The organism is Achromobacter maghribensis (genome assembly GCF_057334215.1).
Window position 1 is genome coordinate 62295 of record NZ_JBHFII010000061.1, and the last position, 17054, is coordinate 79348.

Genomic DNA, 17054 nt, shown 5'->3' on the forward strand with positions numbered 1-17054 from the left:
GGCGCCGCAACCGCGGCGCTGTTGCTCAAAGAAGGACTGAATGTCCGTGTCTACGAGCAGGCGCCGGGCTTTTCGCGGCTAGGGGCCGGCATCCATGTGGGCCCCAACGTCATGAAGATCCTGCGCCGGATTGGCGTGGAGGACGCGCTGAACGCCCAAGGCTCCCACCCGGATTACTGGTACAGCCGCCATTGGCAAACGGGCGACATCCTGGCGCAGATTCCGCTGGGCGACTACGCCGTCAAGCACTACGGTGCGTCGTACCTCACCGTGCATCGTGGCGACTTCCATGCCTTGCTGATCGACGCCTTGCCGAAAAGCGCCGTTGCCTACGACAAGTCGTTGACTCAGGTAGAGGACCGGGGCAATGTGGTGGTGATGCACTTTGCCGACGGCACCTCGGAAGAGGCCGACATCGTGATCGGCGCCGACGGCGTGAACTCCCGTATTCGCGAAGAACTACTGGGGCCGGAACTGCCCAAGTACGCAGGCTATCTGGCGCACCGGGCCGTGTTCCCCACCCCGCAGGTCAAGGCTGGAATGCTGCCCTTCGACGCCTGCGTGAAGTGGTGGAGCGACGACCGCCACATGATGACCTACTTCGTGACCGGCAAGGCCGACGAGCTCTATTACGTTACCGGCGTGCCGGTCGAGCATTGGGACCTGAACGACCGCTGGGTGCCTAGCAGCAAGGACGAAATGCGCGAGGCCTTCAACGGTTGGCATCCCACGGTGCAGGCGCTGATCGACGCCACGGTGGAAGTGACCAAGTGGTCGCTGCTGGAGCGCGATCCGTTGCCGCTGTGGAGCCGCGGCCGTCTGGTGCTGCTGGGCGACGCCTGCCACCCCATGAAGCCTCACATGGCGCAGGGCGCGGCCATGGCCATTGAAGACGGCGCGATGCTGGCGCGGTGCTTCAAGGAAGTGGGCGTGCACAACCATGAACTTGCGTTCGCGTTGTATGAGGCCAACCGCGCCGAACGCGCCAGCAAGGTGCAGCGCATCTCTCACGACAACACCTGGCTGCGCACCAATGAGGACCCCTCGTGGTGCTTCGGTTACGACGTGTTCAGCGAGCCGCTGGTCGACCCCAAGTCGCAGGCCGCGGCGTGATGTTCTCCGCTGCGCCGCCCGGAAACCTGTCCCGGCAAAAGAAGGGGCTTGCTCCCCGGCCCGCGTAGCGGCAACCTTTCACCCTTTCACACTGCCGCCACGCGTCACGCCCATGGGATCCTCAGCCACTCCAAGCAACGCTCCGCCTTCCCTCCGTTTGACGGTCAACGGGGGCGCGCACGACGTGCCGGCGACGCCCGATACGGCGTTGCTGCACGTGCTGCGCAATGACCTGGAACTCAACGGTCCCAAGTACGGCTGTGGCCTGGGTGAATGCGGCGCCTGCACGGTGCTGATCGACGGCGTGGCGGCGCGGTCCTGCGTGATCCCGGTCAGGGCGGCAGAGGGAAGGGCGGTGACCACGCTGGAGGGGCTGGGCACGCGGCAGCACCCCGGGCCGACCCAGCAGGCGTTCATCGACTGCCAGGCGGCGCAATGCGGCTATTGCCTGAACGGAATGATCATGACGGTGGAAGCCCTGCTGCGCCGAGATCCCTGCCCTACGGAGCAAGCCCTGCGCAGCGAACTGCAACACAACCTTTGCCGTTGCGGCACGCATGTGGAAATCATGCAGGCGGCGCTACGGGCCGTGCAATTGCGCGCGGCGGGCGCTGCGGAAGACTTCCCACGATGAGCGCGAACGCTTTTGCAGCGCCGTCGGCAAACGCCGGCCTGTCGCCCGCATTGCCCACGGACCTATTGCACGGTATCGCCCTGCGTCCCCCCGAGCTGACTTGGGATGGCACGCGCTATCGCGGAAGCCGGCTGCTTAGCGTGCGTCTGTCAGATGCTCGCAGCCTGGCGGGCGTGGTCGCGACGGTGCAGCACGAACATTTCGCGGGCGTCGTGGCGGTGACCTCGCTGTACGCCCGGCAAGCGGCGGTGGCGTTGGCTGCCGTCTGGCAAGCCCCGGATACAAACCAGGCGCCGCGCCTGTCTGCGCCCGACACGGATCGGCTGCGCTACGGATTGCGGCTGCCGTCAGGCGAATCCAAGGCAGCGGGTCGGGTTACGGTGTGGAGCATTAACGGGCACACCGGCGTGTGGCTGCCCGCCTGCGCGCACGATGTTCAACAACAACTGCGGCGCGAGCTGTCCGTCTTGCTGCAGCAACCCCTGGCCGCGATACGGTTGACGGTCATGGATGCCGGCGACACGGCCGCAGCCCGGCAAGACGCGCCGCATCCGCTGGACCTGCTGGATGCGGCGGCCGACGCGGCGCTGCTTTCGCAGGCGGCGGGTCGGCCGGTTTGCGTGGCCTGCCATGCCGGAACGGCGGATGAACTGGTGCTGCACGTGCGGCAATCGGCGGTAGCGTCGGCGCCTGCTCCGGATGCAAAAGCGCCGGTGCCCGATGCCGGCGCCGACCAACCGTCGCCCATGGTGTTGTGGTCGGATGCGCCCTGGGCAATGCGCCCGAGCGTGGCGCGGCTGTTGAGCCAGCCCGGGCATGCCCGCGCATTCGCGCAAGCGACGGTGCGCAGTGACGTGACGGTGCACGCGAACAAGGGCGCTACTCGACCGCTACACGCCAGCGTGGATGAGTTGAATGCGGCGCAGGTGTTTGCCGAGGAAAGCCTGTGGCACGAACAGGCCGTGGCCCGGGGTGAAGACCCTGTGGCGTGGCGGTTGCGCCACCTGCCAGCGGGGCAAGGGCTGGAGCTGGCGCGCCAGGTGGTGGCACGGGCGGAATTGCCTGCTGCGGCCGATGAGGCTGTGGCGGAAATCGGCACGTTGCGAGGCACGGGATTCGCGGCTGCGCAAGTGCAGTGCGTGGACGAGACCGGCGCTGACCGCATGGTCTGGAGCGCCTGGGTCGCCGAAGTGACGGTGCAGCCCCAGACCGGCCGGGTCGAGGTGACGCGGGTGGTGGCCGGGCACGACAGTCAGCCGTTGCAGCCCGCGCAGATTGCGCCCGTGTTGCCCGAAATCGAGCATCAGACGCCACGGCTGCTTGCCAGCGCGCGCCGGCTCCTGGCCGGGCCGCCGGCGTTTGATGACTGGATCAGTCCAGGGGCGAGCGCGGCAGCCGAACCCGGCAGCGCGCTAAGCAAGCATGAAGGGCAAAAAGGCTTGTCTCTAGCGGGTCTTGCCGACGGCGGCGTGGTGACGCAAGGACAACTGGGCGTGGACGGCGTCGTGACGCTGCCTGCGGCCGCTGCCATCGCCAACGCCATCCACGACGCAACGGGCGTGCGCCTGCGGCAGGCTCCGTTTGACCCCGAGCAACTGCGGCTGGCGTTAGCCGGTAGCCGCCGCGAGCGGCCGCGCAATCCGTTGGCGCGGGGGTGGGGCTGGCTGGCGGCGGGGATGGCGGGCGTGGCCGGAATGGCCGTCGCGCTGTGGCCCATGAAGCCTGCGCTGCCGCTAACGGCAGGGCCGGACGTATCGCTGTATTCCGCGGGCGCGATCGAGCGCGGACGCCTGGTGGCGGCTGCGGGCGATTGCATCGCGTGCCACACCGCGCCCGGTGGCAAGGCCAACGCGGGCGGCCTGGCGCTGGATACGCCGTTCGGCACCATCTACACCACCAATATCACGCCCGACAATGACACCGGCATCGGCCGTTGGTCATACCCCGCGTTCGAGCGCGCCATGCGCCAAGGCGTGCATCAAGACGGACGCCAGCTGTATCCCGCGTTTCCGTACACGGCTTACGCCAAGTTAAGCGACGCGGACATGCAGGCGCTTTACGGCTATCTGATGTCGCAGCCCGGTGTGCGCGCCGAACCGCCCAAGACGCAGTTGGCGTTTCCCTTCAACGTCCGTCCGCTGCTGGCGGGCTGGAACGCCCTGTTCCACGATGCCAAGCCGTTCACGCCGGATCCCTCTCGCAGCGCGGAATGGCTGCGTGGCGCGTATCTGGTGCAGGGCGCCGGCCATTGCGCGGCATGCCACTCGCCCCGCAACCGCCTGGGCGCGGAAAAGACGGGCCTGAACTACCTGGCGGGCGGCGAGGCCGAGGGCTGGACCGCACCCGCGCTGAACCAACTGGCCACGGGCGCCCGCGCCTGGACGGGCGATGATCTGTTCCAGTATCTGCGCACGGGCTATTCGCCTCGCCATGGCGTCGCGGCCGGTCCGATGGCGCCCGTGATCCATGGCCTGGCGGAATTGCCCGACAGCGACGTCAAGGCCATCACCACGTATTTGCTGGATCTGCCGCAGGCGGCGGGTGCTGCCAACGCCAAGCCGGAACCGTCCGCATCGACACCTGCCGCGCACCCCGCGCCAGCCGCCGCCACGATCCAGTCCCTTCAGGGCCGCCGCGCAAACGGCGAACGCGTCTATCAGAACGCATGCGCGGTGTGCCATGAAGCCGGTAGCGGCCCCACGCTGTTCGGCGTGAAGCCCCTGTTAAGCGCGAACACCAATTTGCACGCCGCGACGCCCGACAACCTGATCCAGGTGATCCTCAACGGCATCCAGACGCCCGCCAACGACGAGCTGGGCTATATGCCGGGATTCAAGGACGCGCTGGACGACAGGCAGATCGCGGATTTGATCGGCTATTTGCGGGAACGCCATGCGCCAGGCAAGGACGCCTGGCCAGATTCGACGGACACGATTAGCAGGCTGCGCGAGCACGCGGAGCTGAACTAAAGGAAGCGCGGCCACAACGCGTGCAGCAGTTTGTGTTGATCACAACAAGGGGTTTTTCATCTATGTCAGCTTCATTGGTTTCAGTGGACAAAGCCATCCAGGTGGCGGGTGTCGGCAAGTTCCAGTACCGGCTCTTCGTGATATTCGGCCTGGTCTGGCTGGCCGACGCCATGCAGGTGCTGTCGATCGGCTTCAGTGCGCCGTCGATCGCCAAGACCTTCGGCATCACCGTGCCGCAGGCATTGCAGAGCGGCACGTTTTTCTTCATCGGCATGTTGATCGGCGCATTCGTGTTCGGCCGGATGGCAGACCGCATCGGGCGGCGTCCGGTCCTGATGATCGCGGTGGTCATCGACGCCTGCGCCGGCGTGGCCTCGGCCTTCGCGCCGGAATTCACGTGGCTGCTGTTCCTGCGCTTCCTGACCGGTATCGGCGTGGGCGGCACGCTGCCTGTGGACTACACGATGATGGCCGAATTCCTGCCCAGCGACCGGCGCGGACGCTGGCTGGTCTTGCTGGAATCGTTCTGGGCCGTGGGCACGATTTTCCTGGCGCTGCTGGCCCTGGCCGCAGCCTCGTGGGGCGATGACGCGTGGCGCGTAATTTTCTTCGTGACCGGGCTGCCTGCCCTGATCGGCGTGGTGCTGCGCTTCTATATCCCCGAGTCGCCGATGTTCCTGAACCGAAACGGTAAATCGGATCAGGCGCGCAAGGTGCTGGAGCGGGTTGCCCGCGTCAACCGTCGCGACGTGGAAATGCCCCACCTGCAGCCCGAAACGCCGGGGCACAAGTCCATGTTCGCCCTGTTCTCGGCCGGTTACCGGCGCCGCAGCATCGGCCTGTTCCTGGCATGGGCGCTGATCTCCATCGCGTACTACGGCGTCTTCGTCTATCTGCCCGTCAAGCTCAGCACTGAAGGCTTCGCCTTCATGCGCGGCCAGGAATTCCTGGTGCTGCTGGCATTGGTGCAGTTGCCCGGCTTCGCGCTGTCGGCTTATGGCGTGGAACGCTGGGGCCGCAAGCCCACGCTGGTCGGCTTCCTGATCCTGAGCGCCGTGGGGTGCATGTTGTACAGCCTGGGCACGTCGCCCGCCGTGGTGATCGGTTCGACCTTGTTGATGAGCTTCTCGTTGCTGGGCACGTGGGGCGCCTTGTACGCATTCACGCCCGAGGTCTACCCGACCGACCTGCGCGCAAGCGGCATGGGCATGGCGGGCGCCGTGGCGCGTTTCGGCGGGCTATTTGCGCCGGCCATCATCGCGCCAATCATGAGCAGCCACTTCACGCTGTCGCTGGTCGTGCTGTCCAGCATGCTGGTGGCGGGTGCAATCTCCATCTGGTCGGTCGACGTGGAATCACGCAACCGCGCGTTGGAATGATCGGGGCTTGAATGATCGCCTGGCTGACTGCCAGGCTGATTGACTGACGGCGACGAACAGGCTTTATGCCTGCTCGTCGCCGTTCAGCATTTTGGTCAACAGGAAATCCAGCGCCAGGCGTTCGGCGGGGTTCAAGTTGCCGTAGGTGCTTTCGGTAATCTGCTTGGCAAACGGCTCCATCTGGGCAACCAGTTCCTGCCCGATAGGCGTCAGGTTGATAACGACTTTACGGCGGTCGATGGGGTCGTGGTCTACCTGGACCAGTTCGCGCTGCTTCAACCGGTCTACCACGCCGCGCACGGTGGCCTGATCGATAACCGTTGCCTTGACCAGATCCGCCAGCGAACTCGCGCCATTGTCCCGCACGGAACACAACACCACGAATTGAGCGGCGGTGAGTTGCGAATCGGGTATGTATTGCTGGAATAGTGCGGTATGCCGCTGATAGACACGCCGCAGCAGGTGACCTATCTGATCAGAAAACAAATAGCCATCCTTCGTGGACGAGGACTTGCCTTTCATAGTGCGCATAAGCCTATCTGAAGTACTGCGATGAATATCATGACTTTTGTCAACGGTACACGGTTTGAGCGTTGGCGGGTTTCGTGTGAACCGGAAGTCAGTCCGCCAGCAGCTTCACCGTTTGCGGATTGAACGCACTGAATGCGCCGCCGCAGCGGGTATAGACGGCCGCGCGTTGCGGCACGCCCGTTGCGCGAATCGCCAATTGATCCCGCGCCTGCCGAACTTCCACAAACCGCTCGCCCTCGACGGTGCCGTCCGGCAGGAAATAAAGCTGGACGCGCAACAGCGTTGATTCACCGTCCATCCGCCCAGGCTGGCGGAAAGCGGGAACCGGCAACGTGGCTGTATGCCACGTCTGCGGGGCGTCCAGCGTTTGCCAGCGCAACGTCAACGGTTGGCCCAGATCGGCAAAAGCCCCGCCCGCCGGGTACGGATAGTCCTGACATGACGCGGGAAGCGGCATGACCGGCGCTAGCGCGCGTTCGCCGATATCCAGCGTCTGCCCATTGATCTCCAAACGAGCGATACCGTTCGGCATGTAGTTCTGTGTCTTGAAAAGGACCAGCCCTGTCTGCTTCTTGCCGTCCAGCTGTTGCTCTGTCATACCGGCCAGACGTTGCAGCGCGGGCGCCACTTCCACATGATCGGGATAGTGGAAATAGAAATATCGAACCATCGTCGCTTTTTTTTTTCCCAACGCGGAAAAGAGCGGCGTCAGATCCGGATAGGGAAGGCGCTTCAACGGTAGCGAAGCACCCGCGTCGCCCGACGCAAGGCGATAGGTGTACTGCTGGATCTTGTCATTGAACCGCGCGCCATCGTACGGAAATGCGGAGGCCGCGTTGGCGTCGGTTGTCGGTGTGGGGTAGCGGATAAAAGCCGCGAACTGCTCCGGCTTGCTGGCCACAAGCGGCAGGTTCGGGCCGGCGCCGGAAGAGGTGCTGGCCGAGGGCTTGGTATCGATCCACAGGTCATTGCCGCTTAGATTGACGTGTGTCTCTCCAATGGGAGGATGGGCCGCGCTGAACGCGTCGTACTTGCCTCGTTCGATGGAATCGCTGACCGGGTAGATCAACATCGCCAGCAGCGCAGGCACGAAAAGCAGCGCATGCACGCGTCCCGGCACTTGCCCCCGATCACGCACCATATAAGCGATCCACGTGATCGCAAGCAGAATCGCCAGCGGCACGCCCACCCAGATCGCACCGGTAAGCAGGGCCACGATTCCCCAGCCCAGGTTCGGGGTAGCCACCGCGATAATGCCAAGCGCGGCAAGCCAACCCGCCAAAGCGATCGAGAGGATGATGCCGAAAAGGTAGTGCCGGTAGGTTTTTGTCGTCATCGCGCCGGTAGCGGAATATCTTTTGGGCTTGCGCATTATTGCGGTACTGGAACTGTACCTGACACTGCGCCCTTGATGAATGGGTGATCGAAACTGCCCGATAGCGATGGGCATCCGAACCGATATCGCGTCGAATCGCCCCGACCAAATCGGGTACGCTCCAACGCTGGAAAATTCTGGACAGCACGATATGTGGCGCACGTTCTGCAAGATGTTGTTAACGATCAGTTGGGTGCTTTGGCTGGCTGCCATGGCGTGGTTCGCGGTGGGCATGCTGCGGTATGTGCTGTCCGCCGATCCCACGCTGACGCTAATCACACTTGCGCCCAAACAGACGGCGCAAGCCGAGGTTTATCGCATCCGCGAAGCGCCACTATGGCTGCAGGCGCGTTTTGGCGGCCAGACGGGCAGCGAGCGGCCCGAATTGGGAGCGTCCACGACCCGTGTGGGCGCACCGGACGCGACACCAGGCTTCGTCAATCCTGGAGAGCCGGTGCGGATTCGTGTGAGCGATGGCAGGGGGCTGGACGTCGTGGTGGTCGCGGCCCCGCGCAGCGCGGCCAGCGCGACGCATTTCTATCGCGCGCTATGGCCTGAAAGTCATACCGATGGTGCACGGCCCGAAACCACGGCGCCCTTCCCGAAGCTGGCGAAAGGCACTTCGCATCTCTCTTTCACGGTTGAAGAGGTCGGGCCGACGCTTCAGGGCGAGCAGATCGAACTGGAAATCAGCGCGCCCATCGGCCTCAAGCGCACCGCGCCCGGCTGGGACGATGTCTCCACCTTCATATTCTGGCCCTTCATCGCTGTGATCCTGGGTGTTTGGGCACTGCTAGGGGCCGCGTTGACGTGGTGGTATCGCCGTCGGGTTCGACGGCGAGCGCCTATTGTCTGCAAAATGTCTATGTGATCGACCTATTGCGAGGTCGTATTTTCTCGACTAAAGTTTTTGCTGTTTAGTCACTTTGAATAAGTGCGTGCATAGAAAGCCCGCGTGCGAAAGCAGCGGGTTTTTTGCATTTCTTGATAGGGCCTTTGTGCCGATTTCACGTATATCGCGGTATCTTCACACCTTCGGATTAGACTGCCATGGAGCTGCAAACATGAAGATGAAAGTTGGCAAGTTCGGTCGCGCCGTTCTACTAGCATGCGTGCTGGCCGTGCCCGCGATACAAGGATGTGCGACGAATACCGATCCTCGCGTTGAGGCGGCGGTCGAAGACAAGCCGTTCTCTGCATGGTTCGACTCGCTGGTGGAACAGATAAAGGCGGACCCCTCCTACAAGCGCATGCCCATCGATACGGAAGCCGAAGCAAACCAGTTTTTGGTTTCTTTGCATGACGCTTACCGCCACCGAATCGCCAAGCAAGACTTCGCCGCACTGCTGAATAGTCGATATCCCAACCATCGAAACGAAGTCGCCTTCATCGTATCCAGGCTCCCATAAACGGCGCCACTCTTTTGGTTGACAGCCGATTTGGTTTCAAATGCCCGTCTGCGAAAGTAGCGGGCTTTTTTGCAGACAGCATGGACAATATGATGAGCCCTCGCAACGCGGCACTTCGGGTATGACGACCTTTCTGACGCTGGTTCTCATCGTTGTCAGTGCGACGTGGGGCGCGATGGCGCTTTGGTTCAAATCGCCTGCGGCGGGACGCGCGCGCTGGGCGCTCCCCGCCTTGTGGGCGGCACTCTCTGCCACGATGCTTGTCGGCTTCCTCGGCGGACATTTATGGTGCCTTTGGTTGTACGCCGGCATGTTGGGACTGCTGCTGCTGTGGTGGTTCTGCTTGGTACGTCCGCAGAATGACCGTGCATGGATGCCCGAAGTCTCGCGTCAAACCTATGGTTCAGCCGTTGACGGCATGGTCCGTTTGCACAATGTTCGAGATTTCAGGTGGGTGTCTTCAGAGGAATTTGATCCCCGCTGGGTATCCCGTGACTATGATCTATCGCGGCTTGCTTCTGTTGACTTGATCTTGTCTTACTGGGGCAGGCCGGCCGTTGCGCATGCAATGGTGTCGTTTGGTTTTGAGGGCGGTGAATACGCGTTGTTTTCCGTCGAAATACGCCGCAAACGCGGCGACAAATTCTCGGAAATAGGCGGATTCTTCAGGCAATACGAGCTGGCAGTATTGGCCTCTACTGAAGAAGACAGTCTTAAGGTAAGAACCAACGTTCGTGGCGAAGACGGCTACCTATACCGCGTCGTGATGGACCAGGCTGCCGCATCCGCACTGTTCCTTGCTTACGTCGACACGGCAAATTCCCTGATCAAGAAACCGCGCTTCTACAATACGATCACTGCGAACTGCACTACGCTCGTATACCAACTGGCGGATCGCATCGTCCCCGGCCTTCCTTTAGACTACCGCGTACTTCTCTCCGGATACCTGCCGGAATATCTTTTCGCGTTGGGCGCGCTAGCCGGCGCAAGCTCTCCCACGGAATACCGATCGAAAGGCCGATACACGGATCGAGCGCGCGAGTCGCAAGACGAAGGCAGTTTTTCCCACGATATCCGACGTGGCGTTCCAGGAGTCGTAGGTAAGGCCAGCTGATTGACAGGTACCTACAGTGCCACCGACACGCAACCTTGTTTGGCTGGAATGAACGCATGATACGCATTCAAGGCGGAGTCGATCGACATCCGTCCAAGGTGGCTGGCGCTTCTGCAACGTAGTGTTGAACTATCGAGTTTCCTTCCATCGGCGCCTGGTATTCGGATGCCGGTCCGGGTTGGCGGTGTGATGGGTTCCTGTCCGGGATGGGGCGCCCTACACCTCTCGTACGGCGCGGACCGCGTCTAGCGCCGCCTGAACGCCGTGGATCGGTCGGCGCGTGCTTTCCACGCACTCCGCGGCTCCCGCCATCCATGGGTGGGCGTAGGCCACGACATCAAAGCCCTGGGCATACGCCTCATCCGCGTGTTGCGCGCATGCCGCCAGGCATGCCGCTTGTTTGCCTTCCTGGTAAAGCGCCCAGACGCCGGGAATCACTTGAACCGTCACACTGGCGCCGGTGGCGGCCGCATAGTGTTCGAAGAGCGCCCGGTTCGGTGCAACGCTTGCTTCGACCGCACAGAGCACGGCAAGGTTGCTTCCGGCGTGCGACGCCGCTTTAGCCAGGGCCGCATCGGCCCGGATGATGGGAACCGATGCGGCTTGCATGGTGTCGACCGCGGGACCCAGCGTCGCGCACGTCACGATTACCGCGTCGGCATCGGCCATCAATTCCCGCAGCGCCTCATGGACCAGGCCGTGCACGCTGCCGCCTGCCGCCGACGGCTGCGCCATGGCCTGCCGAAGGTCCTCGCGCGTCGCATGACGAATCTGGTCCGATGCCCAGCCCGCTTTCACCGCTGCGTGCCCAAAGACCGCTTCGTTACTTTCCATCGTGTGCAAAAACGAGATTTTCATGCGCCCAATCCTGTCGAAGTAAGGTTCGAAACGGATTGTTCTATTGGCGCTGTGTCGCAACAAGGCCATTGGCCATACTGGTATCGACAGTTCTCGCTTTGTGCGGATTGCGTGGCAATCGTGCTCGGGCAAGATCCCAGAGAGGCTATGAAAAAGGCAGCTCGCAATGCAGGTTGCGGGCTTTGAACAACAGCATAAGGGAGTCGAGCGCCGTTCGAAATATGCGGCAGAAATCGGCCAAGACCGGTCACTAGCCCGCGCACCGTAATCCGGCCAAAAACGGAAATTAGTCCTGTAAATTAACGAGTTAAGAAAAACTCAAGAGGAGAGGTGTATGAGTTCTGGCAAATACTACATTTCCAATGGTTACATCTACGGCTTCAAAGAGTCAGGTCGTTTCTATATTCAGAATGGCTACATTTATGGGCCAAAAAATAGCGGCAAGTACTACATCTCAGATGGCTACATCTACGGTCCGAAGAAGAGCGGAAAGTTCTACATTTCTGACGACTACATTTACGGCCCCAACGAAGAACTCCCCTGGCTCGAAGATTAACTTTGTCGTAGCCCACATTGCAGATGCGACGAATGGCCACGAGTGACATTTGATAGTCCCCCAAAAATCTCAACCGAGGATTCCCATCAGATGAATCATAGGGTAGCTACCTTGGCATCGAGGTCGACGATGCTCTTGAGATGGCTGAACAAACAGAGGTTTGATGCATCCCGACCAGCAAGCTGTCGCTTGCCGGCCAGAAGCGGACATGCTCGCACCTCGCTCCGATGTTCGCCTAAACCTCAGTGTCAGATTACAATTTCAGAAACCATTATTTTTCATCATGGGCGCTCGGCCGCCTTCAACCAAGCAGCCATACTATTTACTCCCAGAGAAAGTAGAGTGTCTTGTGCGACGACCACACGTTGTAGCATCGCGCCAGCGTCGGACTCTTCTCGTTCTTCTGCTTCAGCAAAGAGGCGGGTCATCAGCTGGGCAAGATTATCCTCATGGTCATACATATATGGCTCGCAATGGGTGGAATAGGCCAAATAAATCTCTGTGACAGCCAAGGCTTGTTCGGGATCATGTTGCGAGGTCGCATTGAGCCATTTGTGAAATTCGAAAAGGCGATGATGGTGTTTCCCCCTATCGGCATCGTTCTTGAACACATCGAAACAACGTCGAATCAGCTCTATGGGTACGGAGACAACTGCTGACTTGTCACGAAAAAAATTCCCCATTCGCTCTGCAACTAGTCGGGCATGGTCAGGGCCAGCATTTAAACCTGCATCTAAACCACGAAGGCACTGCTCGTGGTGCTGTCGGATATTTTCAAAATTTGTCCAAACAGCCGCAGCCCCCTGCCAGGCTTCCGTCCTATTTAATACTTTCAAGTCGTCCAATAACTCGCTGAATTCGATTTTGCGAGCCATGCTGGCCAGCGCTGAAATACGCCCCCAAGTTCCCAAGTCTTTGCCGCTACCCTCGTCGCGAAGACGCGTCAGCAAAGGCCTCACCACTTCAAAATTATTGTGATAGGCGTAGTAGAGGCAGGGCTCCGCGACTTCCCAAAGCCTCTCCGCATTCTTCATGGTTTGATAAAACAAATCCCAGCCCAGACGAAAATCTTTGCTTTGAAAGTATGGCAAGCGGCGCAGAATCAGCGCACGAATCGCAGGATTTTCGTCATTCGCGAAACGGCGCAAGGTAGGCGCCAACAAGTCGGGAAATTCACTACCGTGCTTACGTAGATTATTCACTAAAATCATCAGGGCTTCGGCAATATCACCCTTAATCATATTGATTCCTATGGAAACCAACCCGACGTTTTCGCCTCTTATAGGATCGTCTTCATGAAGGGCTTCAAATCCTATGGCAAGAAAAACTACTCGTCTTACACTTTGCACTTCAGATATGACGTTAGAACAAGCCTCCAACGCTTTTGCTGCGGAGCGTCGGTGTTTCCAATGCATCGGATGCCTTTCCAGCTCATCAAGAATCAGACTTGCCAAGACAGCAGCATCGGGCTCTTCGATAGGTTTCCACGCACTATTGGTTTGCAAATTGCCATAACCATAAGATAGATACGTGGCAACGCCGTCCATTATGTCATCCCGGAATCGTCCTGAAATATTTGACCAATGGTTGACCAAAAAATCCAGAAATCGCGCCGGATGGCGGGAAGAGGCCTCATGCAGTTGCCTGCCCACTTCGCGCTCACCCCCGACCAGAAAATCATCGAAATGACTTTCATATCCAGCGTAGTGTAATAACAAGCACAGCACCCCGGCATTGCCAGAATGGAGAAATACTTCGTATGAGAACGGCGCACTTACTATGCCGCCCCGCGAGCGTATGCGCGGTTGCCGAATCAACGCACCAGCCTTATTTTCGTATTTATTCAACACCGCTTGCGCTTCTGGCGAGCGCTGGTAGCAAGGAATGGAGACTATAAATTCCGCCCGTCTTTCCAATATCCAGAAACGGCTAGGTTCATCGGAAATCTCTTCATCCCACAGATTTAAGAGTTTCGCGGTCACAACATCTTGCATTGAGGTGTCAATGAGGGTGAATGCCGACTGAATCAGCGTCCCTAATTCGAAGGATAGCTCAAATTCCAGCAAATCCTTGTCGCACAATATACGTCCGATCAAATCGATGTTGGTTTCAGGTGACGCAGTGCAAGCGAGAATGGCGAAGTAGACCAATGCCCCTTCGTGACTGGAACATAGACGTTCTCGGTTCCTTCGCCACCACTCCGAATTCGCTTTGGCGTGATAAATTATGGCCGCCTCAAGCGCATCGAACAGGACATTTATACTGTCTGCGTTGCGAATATCTCCCTGACTGTGCGCATCATCGTATGAGGTATCGCTCAAAAATCCATGTCGGTATCCAATACGAGTTTCACCATAGATCGATTTGCGAACATTGCTCCAGCGCTGAATCGATTCTAACGCTAAGTCCAGCAATGCTGTGGACTGTTCCATGCGTTGACGGAGGAAATCTCCCTCCCGGTCGTCAAATTCATGGGAATTGCAACGCAGTTTATTATCAAACCTGAATTCAAGTAAGTCGTCGTCGCTAACGCTATCTGCGATATAGCGCCAAAGCAGGAAATCATCCGCCACACCCGCCGCCACACAACGCGCGATCAGTTTTCCAAGGAAGCTATGCTGCGAGCGCGGTAAATCGAGCAGCCGCTCAAGTAGCGGAACAATCAGTGCAATATTCTCAGGTTTAACCTTGGATAGATGAAAGCTAAGTTGCTCTGCAATACTGTTGCTATCCAGCCAATCGAGTGATAGCGCCTCCGTCCATAACGCCAACACGCCAGCGGTATCTGCGCTTCCCCACTGTGCTATTCGATAAACATGTCTTGTCATTCCTTCGACATCCCGCGCACTCCTCAACCTCGGGACGAGATGTTTTGACCAGAAGTGGTGCCACTCAATAGCATTGGCACCATAGATCACCTGAAATACGTCGCGGTGCCTTTCGCGCAGGGCATGTATCAATGGCCAGTCATCGTCCTGAGGCTTCTGTTCTGCAAATGATTCTGCCACCAATCGCCTGATGTGGAAGGCCGCACTACCCGTCAAGACGGTACGTAGCTGCTTCCTGAATTTTCGACGCTCGCCTAGCGCCAATTGGGCGATAAAACTGCGGATGCTGGGACGGACGAAAGGAACGGGTGGTAGACCCTGAAGAAATCCATTCAGCGTGATGCCACTGCGCACCGCTCCACTGATGACCAATACGTCCAGCAGGGTTTGATGTCCAAATGTCAGCTTCCCATCCTGCGTTGCCTGCATCACATTGAGGCTGCAAAGCAGGCGGAGAATCTCTTGCGATGCGTCGAAACGTTGATATGGCACAGCCAAGCTGCGTGAATTCAGCATATCCGAGGCAATGGCTTCTATCGCTTGTATTGCCGCGTCTCCCAGTGCGCTGTTGGCTCGCACGATAGTATCGAGATAGCGCTGCGCCAACGCTTGGCTAGTCACCACATTGAAGCTGCCCTCACGTTGTGCTAAATCGACGAATAAGGCCAGTTCGCGTGGGTTCTCTATCAGCTGGCGAGTAGTCGCATCGATGGGGAGCGTTGCAATCCCCAGCTTATCGAGCAGTGGTGCAACATCAGCAGCCCAGTCCAAAGACTGACAATTAAATTCGCAATCCCATTTCCTTTCGGCGATTCGACGGTCGTAATGTCGATCAAAATCGCGGCAGGCGGTAACCACGGTGACATTGGAAATCAATAGCAAACGGTCTATCTGCGCCAAAAAGTAGGTCAGCACGCGATGGTCGCGAGCGATGGACAGGACATCCAGCGAATCGATGACGACGACTACATGCGCGTTTTCAGCCAGACGGGCGACTTGTTCGACCCATTGCTCAGGCAAGCCTTGCGAATGTCGATCTTGTGCCGTGGGGAGGTCTGCGAATTCACGCGATTGAATGAAGATCGGCGCAATGTCTGAACAAGTTTGTGCTTGTTGCTCCAATGCCTCTTGCAACGCAAGCAGTACGCAGGTTTTCCCAGAACCGGGCAACCCGGTGAGCAAGATGGCCTGCTTCTTTGCACGGATTGCGGTAATCAGCTCGTTCACGGTCGAGCTGGGAATTTTTTGCCCCGCAATATCTCTCCGCCATGATCTGCCGATTGCGGATGTACTGGCAAACGACAAACGTACTTCGGCAAGATCCATGGGAGGAACCAACATGGCCCCAACTCTATGAAGAATGGCTTTTAGGTCGCTTTTGGTTAATCGATGCCGAGTTGCGGAGGTGTTATCGCCCCCGACGCGTGCCCCGAGTTGATCGAGGTGCCCCCAAAGGGCATCAAATGCTGCACCCGGATTGCTCGCCATGTTGCGCAAGCGTTCGCGTAGAAGATCGACCAAGCGTTCCAGTTCATCGCTGGTCACAAATTTTGTACGGCGCAGAAATTCGTAGGGGGAAAGACCAGGGGTGGACGCAGCAAGCCGTGCCCTCAAAGCAGCATCTGTTGTTTGATGCTCCTTGCCCAAACTCATTTTATAACTAGAGTCATCATTCTGTGTCGCGCTGTGTTCTCTCAGTTTGGCGAGGTCGCCAAAGTTGTTGCGTGAGTAGAATCGCACCTCAGCATTCTTGTTATTTCTCAGCAAGCTAGCGGCTTTGTCCAACTCGTCCGCAAGATCGGCTATTGACCAAGCCTTGAAATCGGTTTGATTCTTCTTGCACTGACAGGCGATCAGAGTACCGTCGGCTTTGCCGACCACCACATCGTCTACCGAATACGTTATCGAGTCGATTTCAAGCCAAAGGCATTCTGGATCGGATAGGACTGTTAATGCCCAATCAAATGCCACCATTGTTTGATAGCCGTCACCTCGGTTGGAGCGTATGCCTGCGATGCTCATCTACTGACTCCTGTTGGGATGTATATTCCCTTTTCTCGGACAGTTGCTAGTTTACGACAGAAGTTTTAGTAGACGTTCGTCTCAGATAGCCTTAAGCAGTCGACCTACAGCATTTGACTTTATTTCCAGAAGCGGCCAAGCATCTCTGTTACCTGGCTAAAAAGGCCTCGCTTCGCACGTCAACGTGTGATGAAAGAGTGCTCCATTCCACAAGCGATCAATCAACGCTCGATAGTTTGGGCGTCCGCTTCGGGTCGGGAGCTATC

Annotated in this window: 12 protein-coding genes; 8 read left to right on the top strand and 4 right to left on the bottom strand. The window is 58.9% G+C overall.

Features of this window, described 5'->3' with window-relative positions; translation table 11 throughout:
• From ACE039_RS26420 to ACE039_RS26435, 4 genes are all read left to right on the top strand, one after another.
• Nucleotides 1-1113: FAD-dependent monooxygenase (locus ACE039_RS26420; protein WP_485823762.1), on the top strand; the 1113-nt coding region annotated here is incomplete at its 5' end.
• A gap of 112 nt (nucleotides 1114-1225) precedes the next feature.
• A complete protein-coding gene (locus ACE039_RS26425; RefSeq protein WP_485823763.1) occupies nucleotides 1226-1747 on the top strand; it encodes a (2Fe-2S)-binding protein in 522 nt (173 codons plus the stop codon).
• The gene (locus ACE039_RS26430; RefSeq protein WP_485823764.1) at nucleotides 1744-4716 is read left to right on the top strand and encodes a c-type cytochrome; all 2973 of its coding nucleotides are present in this window, start codon (nucleotides 1744-1746) and stop codon (nucleotides 4714-4716) included. The genes ACE039_RS26425 and ACE039_RS26430 overlap by 4 nt, the downstream gene beginning before the upstream one ends.
• Before the next feature lie 62 nt (nucleotides 4717-4778).
• Nucleotides 4779-6095, top strand: a complete 1317-nt coding sequence (locus tag ACE039_RS26435) for an MFS transporter (RefSeq protein ID WP_485823765.1) — start codon at nucleotides 4779-4781, stop codon at nucleotides 6093-6095.
• A gap of 63 nt (nucleotides 6096-6158) precedes the next feature.
• On the opposite strand, the gene ACE039_RS26440 is transcribed toward ACE039_RS26435, so the two are convergent.
• Together ACE039_RS26440 and ACE039_RS26445 are read right to left on the bottom strand one after the other, a co-directional pair.
• Nucleotides 6159-6626, bottom strand: coding sequence for a MarR family winged helix-turn-helix transcriptional regulator (locus ACE039_RS26440; RefSeq protein WP_199196950.1), 468 nt, complete (start codon nucleotides 6624-6626; stop codon nucleotides 6159-6161).
• A gap of 88 nt (nucleotides 6627-6714) precedes the next feature.
• On the bottom strand, nucleotides 6715-8076 hold the full coding sequence (locus tag ACE039_RS26445; protein ID WP_485823766.1) for a hypothetical protein: 1362 nt from the start codon (nucleotides 8074-8076) through the stop codon (nucleotides 6715-6717).
• A gap of 76 nt (nucleotides 8077-8152) precedes the next feature.
• On the opposite strand from ACE039_RS26445, the gene ACE039_RS26450 reads away from it, so the two are divergent.
• From ACE039_RS26450 to ACE039_RS26460, 3 genes are all read left to right on the top strand, one after another.
• Nucleotides 8153-8872 (top strand): hypothetical protein, encoded by a 720-nt coding sequence (locus tag ACE039_RS26450; protein ID WP_485823767.1) that lies wholly within the window; start codon nucleotides 8153-8155, stop codon nucleotides 8870-8872.
• A 193-nt stretch (nucleotides 8873-9065) separates the two neighbouring features.
• The gene (locus ACE039_RS26455) at nucleotides 9066-9410 is read left to right on the top strand and encodes a hypothetical protein (protein WP_448709506.1); all 345 of its coding nucleotides are present in this window, start codon (nucleotides 9066-9068) and stop codon (nucleotides 9408-9410) included.
• A gap of 121 nt (nucleotides 9411-9531) precedes the next feature.
• Nucleotides 9532-10524 (top strand): Lnb N-terminal periplasmic domain-containing protein, encoded by a 993-nt coding sequence (locus ACE039_RS26460; RefSeq protein WP_485823768.1) that lies wholly within the window; start codon nucleotides 9532-9534, stop codon nucleotides 10522-10524.
• Nucleotides 10525-10740: 216 nt separating this feature from the next.
• Here the strand turns inward: ACE039_RS26460 and ACE039_RS26465 are convergent, their stop codons facing one another.
• Nucleotides 10741-11382, bottom strand: coding sequence for an arylsulfatase (locus ACE039_RS26465; protein ID WP_485823769.1), 642 nt, complete (start codon nucleotides 11380-11382; stop codon nucleotides 10741-10743).
• Nucleotides 11383-11716: 334 nt separating this feature from the next.
• Between ACE039_RS26465 and ACE039_RS26470 the strand changes: the two genes are divergently transcribed.
• Nucleotides 11717-11938 carry a hypothetical protein gene (locus tag ACE039_RS26470; RefSeq protein WP_485823770.1) on the top strand — a complete coding sequence of 74 codons (222 nt, stop codon included), beginning with the start codon at nucleotides 11717-11719 and terminating at the stop codon, nucleotides 11936-11938.
• A 281-nt stretch (nucleotides 11939-12219) separates the two neighbouring features.
• Here the strand turns inward: ACE039_RS26470 and ACE039_RS26475 are convergent, their stop codons facing one another.
• On the bottom strand, nucleotides 12220-16788 hold the full coding sequence (locus tag ACE039_RS26475) for an AAA family ATPase (protein ID WP_485823771.1): 4569 nt from the start codon (nucleotides 16786-16788) through the stop codon (nucleotides 12220-12222).
• Between the last annotated feature and the right edge of the window lie 266 nt (nucleotides 16789-17054).

Excerpts from the sequence above, each read along its gene's own strand:
- ACE039_RS26460 (WP_485823768.1), top strand. The coding sequence starts at position 9,532 with ATGACGACCTTTCTGACGCTGGTTCTCATCGTTGTCAGTGCGACGTGG.
- ACE039_RS26440 (WP_199196950.1), bottom strand. The coding sequence starts at position 6,626 with ATGCGCACTATGAAAGGCAAGTCCTCGTCCACGAAGGATGGCTATTTG.
- ACE039_RS26425 (WP_485823763.1), top strand. The coding sequence starts at position 1,226 with ATGGGATCCTCAGCCACTCCAAGCAACGCTCCGCCTTCCCTCCGTTTG.
- ACE039_RS26435 (WP_485823765.1), top strand. The coding sequence starts at position 4,779 with ATGTCAGCTTCATTGGTTTCAGTGGACAAAGCCATCCAGGTGGCGGGT.
- ACE039_RS26465 (WP_485823769.1), bottom strand. The coding sequence starts at position 11,382 with ATGAAAATCTCGTTTTTGCACACGATGGAAAGTAACGAAGCGGTCTTT.
- ACE039_RS26430 (WP_485823764.1), top strand. The coding sequence starts at position 1,744 with ATGAGCGCGAACGCTTTTGCAGCGCCGTCGGCAAACGCCGGCCTGTCG.
- ACE039_RS26445 (WP_485823766.1), bottom strand. The coding sequence starts at position 8,076 with ATGCCCATCGCTATCGGGCAGTTTCGATCACCCATTCATCAAGGGCGC.
- ACE039_RS26450 (WP_485823767.1), top strand. The coding sequence starts at position 8,153 with ATGTGGCGCACGTTCTGCAAGATGTTGTTAACGATCAGTTGGGTGCTT.
- ACE039_RS26455 (WP_448709506.1), top strand. The coding sequence starts at position 9,066 with ATGAAGATGAAAGTTGGCAAGTTCGGTCGCGCCGTTCTACTAGCATGC.
- ACE039_RS26470 (WP_485823770.1), top strand. The coding sequence starts at position 11,717 with ATGAGTTCTGGCAAATACTACATTTCCAATGGTTACATCTACGGCTTC.
- ACE039_RS26475 (WP_485823771.1), bottom strand. The coding sequence starts at position 16,788 with ATGAGCATCGCAGGCATACGCTCCAACCGAGGTGACGGCTATCAAACA.